The 5,995-nt window shown below is 73.8% G+C and carries 5 protein-coding genes; 4 read left to right on the forward strand and 1 reads right to left on the reverse strand.

Annotated features, from left to right (window positions below; translation table 11 throughout):
* Window positions 1-1,617: regulator (locus ABZW03_RS35995; protein ID WP_355268199.1), on the reverse strand; the 1,617-nt coding region annotated here is incomplete at its 3' end.
* Window positions 1,618-1,792: 175 nt separating this feature from the next.
* Here ABZW03_RS35995 and ABZW03_RS36000 point away from each other — a divergent pair.
* The 4 genes from ABZW03_RS36000 to ruvX are packed head-to-tail and all read left to right on the forward strand — an operon-like array spanning window position 1,793 to window position 5,868.
* The gene (locus ABZW03_RS36000; protein WP_355268202.1) at window positions 1,793-2,272 is read left to right on the forward strand and encodes a DUF948 domain-containing protein; all 480 of its coding nucleotides are present in this window, start codon (window positions 1,793-1,795) and stop codon (window positions 2,270-2,272) included.
* Between the two features lie 4 nt (window positions 2,273-2,276).
* Window positions 2,277-2,714 carry a DUF6167 family protein gene (locus ABZW03_RS36005; protein WP_355268205.1) on the forward strand — a complete coding sequence of 146 codons (438 nt, stop codon included), beginning with the start codon at window positions 2,277-2,279 and terminating at the stop codon, window positions 2,712-2,714.
* Entirely contained in the window at window positions 2,714-5,383 is a 2,670-nt protein-coding gene (alaS, locus tag ABZW03_RS36010; protein ID WP_355268208.1) for an alanine--tRNA ligase, read from the forward strand. Before ABZW03_RS36005 ends, alaS begins: the two co-directional genes overlap by 1 nt.
* Window positions 5,383-5,868, forward strand: coding sequence for a Holliday junction resolvase RuvX (ruvX, locus tag ABZW03_RS36015; protein WP_355268211.1), 486 nt, complete (start codon window positions 5,383-5,385; stop codon window positions 5,866-5,868). Before alaS ends, ruvX begins: the two co-directional genes overlap by 1 nt.
* Window positions 5,869-5,995: the final 127 nt, after the last annotated feature.

Consider the following 5,995-nt stretch of genomic DNA (forward strand, 5'->3'; position numbering starts at 1 on the left):
CAGCTCGGCGGCCCGGTCGGGGTCGTCGCCGACCAGCGCGACGCAGCCCTGGCGGTGGACGGCATAGGCCAGGGCCCGGTCGTCGCCGGTGTCCAGGGCCTGGCGGCGGCACTCCTCCAGCACCGGGCGGGCGGTGCCGAGGTCGCCCTGGAGGACGGCCAGGTAGCCGGTCACCCAGAGCGCCTTGGCCCGGGCCTCGGTGGGCTCGCGGTCCAGGGCGAGCGCGCGGTCCAGCCAGTGCCGGCCCTCGCCGAGGTGTCCGCAGCCGATCCAGTAGAACCAGAGCGCCCCGGCCAGCAGCAGCGCGCTCTGCTCCTCGCCGGGCTCGGCGAGGCAGAACTCCAGCGCCGCGCGGAGGTTGCTGTGGGCGAGCCCGGTGCGTTCGGCGGTCTCCGCCTGCCGGGGGCCGAACCACTCGACCTCGCCCCAGGTGGCGACGCCCAGGTACCAGTCCCGGTGGCGGCGCAGCAGCCGCGGTTCCTCGCCGGCGGCGCGCAGCCACTGGCCGCCGTACTCGCGCAGGGTGTCCAGCAGCCGGAAGCGCACGCCGAAGGGGCTGTCCTCGCGCAGCACCACGGACTTGGCGACCAGCTCGTCGAGCAGGTCGAGGGTCTCCTCGGGCTCGATGCCCTCGCCGGCGCAGACGTACTCGGCGGCCTCCAGGTCGAAACCGCCCGCGAAGACCGAGAGGCGGGCCCAGAGTAAACGTTCCTGCACGGTGCACAGCTCATGGCTCCAGCCGATCGTGGTGCGCAGCGCCCGGTGCCGGGGCAGGGCCGTCCGGGAGCCGCCGGTGAGCAGCCGGAAGCGGTCGTCCAACCGGGCGGTGAGCTGCTCCACCGACAGCGCGCGCAGCCGGCCGGCGGCCAGCTCCAGCGCCAGCGGGAGGCCGTCCAGCCGGCGGCAGAGCAGCGCGACCGCCTCCGCGTTGGCCTCCGTCACCTCGAAGGACGGCAGCACCGCCCGGGCCCGCTCGGCGAACAGCCGCACCGCCTCCGGCAGCGCGCCCGGCCGCAGCGGGGCGGTGGGCGCCGGGCCGACCGGCAGCGGCCCGAGGGTCAGCAGGTGCTCGCCCGAGGCCCGCAGGGCGGTGCGGCTGGTGGCCAGCAGCCGCAGGCCGGGCAGCGCCCGCAGCAGCGCGTCGGCCAGCTCGGCGCAGGCCTCCACCAGGTGCTCGCAGCCGTCCAGCACCAGCAGCGGGCGCAGACCGTCCAGCCGTTCGGCCAGGACGTCCAGCGGCGGACGGGCGGTGCCGTCGGTGAGCCGCAGCGCCTCCAGCACGGCGTGGCCGAGCAGCAGCGGGTCCTGCACCGGGGCCACGTCCACCAGCCAGGTGCCGTCCGGGAAGTCGTCGGCCGCCCGGGCCGCCGCGCGCAGGGCCAGCCGGCTCTTGCCCACGCCGCCCGGCCCGGTGACGGTCACCAGCCGGGCCGAGGCCAGCAGGCCGGCCAGCTCGGCCAGTTCGCCCTGCCGCCCGACGAAGCCGGTGACCTCGGCCGGCAGCCGACCGGGTTCCGGCTCCCACGGCCCCGCCCCGGGCTCCCCGGGCTCCGCTCTCCAGTCCCCGGCCAAAGGCTGCTCCCCGTGTTCCAGGCCGGACCGTCGAGGTCCGGACATGCGTCGGGCCGTACGCGCGACGGCCTGCCAGGCAGAACGAGGTGACCAGCGGGTAGGTTACGCGCGCGGATCGCACACCCGACCGGATCGCCGGGTGAACAACCCGGTCCGGAAACCGGGCGTGGGCGCGATAGGGTTCCGTAGGAAGAACTGCAAGGCGAGGGAGCGCGCAAAGGTGTCCGTGGGAGAGCTGGCCGGGTTGCTCGTCGCCGTGTTCTGGGCGGTCCTGGTCACCCTGCTCGCCGTGGTGCTGGTCCGCCTCTCGCGGGTGCTCAAGGAGGCCGCCGTCCTGGTCTCGGCGGTCACCGAACAGGCCGTCCCGCTGCTGACCGACGCGGGCGCCGCCGTGCGCAGCGCCAACGAGCAGCTGGAGCGGGTGGACGAGATCACCGCCAACGTGCAGGACGCCGCCGCCAACGCCAACGCGCTCTCCTCCACCGTGGCCGCCACCCTGGGCGGACCGCTGGTGAAGGTCGCGGCGTTCAGCTACGGCGTGCGCAAGGCCGTCGCCAAGCAGCAGGGCAGCCTGCCCACGGTGGCGCCGCAGAGCGGCGAGCGCGAGGAGCTGGCCCGGCTGATCCGGGCCGAGGTGCGCGCCGCGACCGCGCCCCGGAGCGGCCTGCTCTCCCGGGTCCGGCGCGCGGTGAGGGGCTGACGGCATGGCACGCATCTTCTGGATGGCGGTCGGCGCCGGCGCCACCGTCTGGGCCATGCGGAAGGCCAACGAGGCCGTGCACCGGCTCACCCCGGACAGCCTCTCCGGCACCGCCGCCCGCGGTGCGCTGCACCTGGGCGACCTGGCCAAGCAGTTCGCCCAGGACGTGAAGGCCGGCATGGCCGAGCGCGAGGAGCAGCTGAAGGACGACCTCGGGCTGCACGGCACCGCCGTGGTGGAGCCCCGCAGTGCCCGCGTCCTGCGCGGCGAGCCGCAGTACCGAGCTATCTCGGCGGCGCCCGGTAGCCCGGCCGCCGCCCTGCCCCCGTCCCGCACCCGCTCGGCACCCGAGGGTGCCCGCACCACCCCCCAGACCACTGAAGAAACGCCCCGCCGCGCCCTGCCGCCGCGGGGCGGCACCCCGAACCGGAAGGACCACTAATGGAGTCGGCTGAGATCCGCCGCCGCTGGCTGCGCTTCTTCGAGGAGCGCGGCCACACCGTCGTTCCGTCGGCGTCCCTGGTCGCCGACGACCCCACCCTGCTGCTCGTCAACGCCGGCATGGTGCCGTTCAAGCCCTACTTCCTGGGCGAGGTCAAGCCGCAGTTCTCGCGCGCCACCAGCGTCCAGAAGTGCGTGCGCACCCTGGACATCGAGGAGGTCGGGAAGACCACCCGGCACGGCTCCTTCTTCCAGATGTGCGGCAACTTCTCCTTCGGCGACTACTTCAAGGAAGGAGCCATCAAGTTCGCCTGGGAGCTGCTCACCACTCCCGTCGCGGACGGCGGCTACGGCCTGGAGAAGGAGAAGCTCTGGATCACCGTCTACAAGGACGACGACGAGGCCGAGCAGATCTGGCGTGACGTCATCGGCGTGCCCTCGGAGCGCATCCAGCGCCTGGGCATGAAGGACAACTTCTGGTCGATGGGCGTCCCCGGCCCGTGCGGCCCGTGCTCGGAGATCAACTACGACCGCGGCCCCGCGTACGGCGAGGAGGGCGGCCCGGCCGTCAACGGCGAGCGCTACCTGGAGATCTGGAACCTGGTCTTCATGCAGTACGAGCGCGGCCACGGCGACGGGAAGGACGGCTTCGAGATCCTCGGCGACCTGCCGAGCAAGAACATCGACACCGGCCTCGGCCTGGAGCGCCTCGCCGCCATCCTGCAGGGCGTCGACAACCTCTTCGAGATCGACACCAGCCGGATGATCCTCGACCGCGCCGCCGAGCTCACCGGCCACACCTACGGTGCCGAGCACAAGTCGGACGTCTCGCTGCGCGTGGTCACCGACCACATCCGCACCGCGCTGATGCTGGTCGGCGACGGCGTCACCCCGGGCAACGAGGGCCGCGGCTACGTGCTGCGCCGCATCCTGCGCCGCGCCATCCGCAACATGCGCCTGCTGGGCGCCACCGAGCCGGTGGCCAAGGAGCTCATCGACGTCGCGATCAAGGCGATGGCCCCGCAGTACCCCGAGCTGGAGAGCGACCGCAAGCGCATCGAGACGGTCGTCGTCGGCGAGGAGGCGGCCTTCCTGCAGACCCTGAAGGCCGGCACCAACCTGCTGGACGCCGCGGTCACCGAGACCAAGCAGTCCGGCGGCGCCGTGCTCTCCGGCGACCAGGCGTTCAAGCTGCACGACACCTACGGCTTCCCGATCGACCTCACCCTGGAGATGGCCGAGGAGCAGGGCCTCCAGGTGGACGAGGCCGGCTTCCGCCGCCTGATGCAGGAGCAGCGGGACCGCGCCAAGGCGGACGCCAAGGCCAAGAAGATGGGCCACGCCGACGTCGCCGCGTACCGCGAGGTCGCCGACAAGTCCGGCGCCAGCGTCTTCACCGGCTACACCCTGACCGAGGGCGAGGCCACCGTGGTCGGCCTGCTGGTGGACGGCGTCCCGTCGCCGGCCGCCTCCGAGGGCGACGAGGTCGAGATCATCCTCGACCGCACCCCCTTCTACGCCGAGGGCGGCGGCCAGCTCGCCGACCAGGGCCGGATCCGGCTGGAGTCCGGCGCGGTGGTGGAGATCCGCGACGTGCAGCAGCCCGTCCCGGGCGTCGTCGTGCACTCCGGCGGGGTGCTGTTCGGCGAGGTCGTGCTGGGCGCCTCGGCGTACGCCACGATCGACACCGAGCGCCGCCGGGCGATCGCCCGCGCCCACTCGGCCACCCACCTGACCCACCAGGCGCTGCGCGACGCGCTCGGCCCGACGGCCGCCCAGGCCGGCTCCGAGAACGCCCCCGGCCGCTTCCGCTTCGACTTCGGCTCGCCCGCCGCCGTCCCCGGCAGCGTGCTGGTCGACGTCGAGCAGAAGATCAACGACGTGCTGGGCCGCGAGCTCGACGTCACCGCCGAGGTCATGACGATGGACCAGGCCCGCAAGGCCGGCGCCATCGCGATGTTCGGCGAGAAGTACGGCGACGAGGTCCGGGTCGTCACCATCGGCGACTTCTCCAAGGAGCTGTGCGGTGGCACCCACGTCGGCAACACCGCCCAGCTGGGCCTGGTGAAGCTGCTCGGCGAGTCCTCGATCGGCTCCGGCGTGCGCCGCGTCGAGGCGCTGGTCGGCACCGACGCGTACCGCTTCCTGGCCCGTGAGCACACCGTCGTCTCCCAGCTCACCGAGCTGGTCAAGGGCCGCCCGGAGGAGCTGCCGGAGAAGATCTCGGGCATGCTCGCCAAGCTCAAGGACGCCGAGAAGGAGATCGAGCGCTTCCGCGCCGAGAAGGTGCTGGCCGCCGCGGCGGGCCTGGCCGACTCGGCCGAGGACGTGCACGGCATCGCCGTGGTCGCCGCGCAGGTCGCCGACGGCGTGGGCGCGGACGAGCTGCGCAAGCTGGTCCTGGACGTGCGCGGCCGCCTCGGCTCGCGCCCGGCCGTGGTCGCCGCCTTCACGGTGGCCAATGACCGCCCGCTGACCGTGATCGCCACCAACGAGGAGGCCCGCGGCCGCGGCATCAAGGCCGGCGAGCTGGTCCGGACCGCCGCCAAGACCCTCGGCGGCGGCGGTGGCGGCAAGGACGACGTCGCCCAGGGCGGCGGCTCCAACCCGGCCGCGGTCGGCGAGGCCGTCGCCGCGGTGCGCGGCCTGGTCGCGGAGCGCGCCAGCTGATGGAGCCCGTCCAGGAGGAGCGCCCGTTCCGGCGTGGGCGGCGGATCGCCGTCGACGTCGGGGACGCCCGGATCGGGGTCGCGTCCTGCGACCCCGACGGGGTGCTCGCCACGCCCGTGGAGACCGTCCCGGCCGGGGTGAAGTCGCAGGCCAGGATCGCCGCCATCGTCGACGAGTACGGCGCGATGGAGGTGATCGTCGGGCTGCCGCGGTCGCTCAGCGGCAAGGAGGGCCCGGCGGCGGAGAAGGTCCGGGCGTACGCCGCCCGGCTGGCCAACCGGCTCTACCCGGTGCCGGTGCGGCTGGTGGACGAGCGGATGTCGACCGTCACCGCGACCCACGGGCTGCGCGCCTCGGGGGTCAAGGCCAAGAAGGGCCGCTCGGTGGTCGACCAGGCCGCCGCGGTGGTGATCCTCCAGACCGCCCTTGAGTCCGAACGGGTGAGCGGACGCCCGCCCGGTGAGAGCGTCGAGGCGGACGGCTGACCGGCCTGGTCTAACGTCCCGTTCGAGGGGTGCGGGGGGTCCGCGAGCCCCGGGCCCCCCGGCCTGAGCTTAGGGGGGTCGGGCGGGTCATCAAGGCGATAAGGGGGGGATGTGAATATGGTTGTGT

It is taken from the genome of Kitasatospora sp. NPDC004799, from assembly GCF_040609095.1.
In the GTDB taxonomy this organism is placed as follows: domain Bacteria; phylum Actinomycetota; class Actinomycetes; order Streptomycetales; family Streptomycetaceae; genus Kitasatospora.

What these genes read in the sequence shown, in the direction of transcription:
- ABZW03_RS36005 (WP_355268205.1), top strand. Translation starts at nt 2,277, where the DNA reads ATGGCACGCATCTTCTGGATGGCGGTCGGCGCCGGCGCCACCGTCTGG.
- alaS (WP_355268208.1), top strand. Translation starts at nt 2,714, where the DNA reads ATGGAGTCGGCTGAGATCCGCCGCCGCTGGCTGCGCTTCTTCGAGGAG.
- ruvX (WP_355268211.1), top strand. Translation starts at nt 5,383, where the DNA reads ATGGAGCCCGTCCAGGAGGAGCGCCCGTTCCGGCGTGGGCGGCGGATC.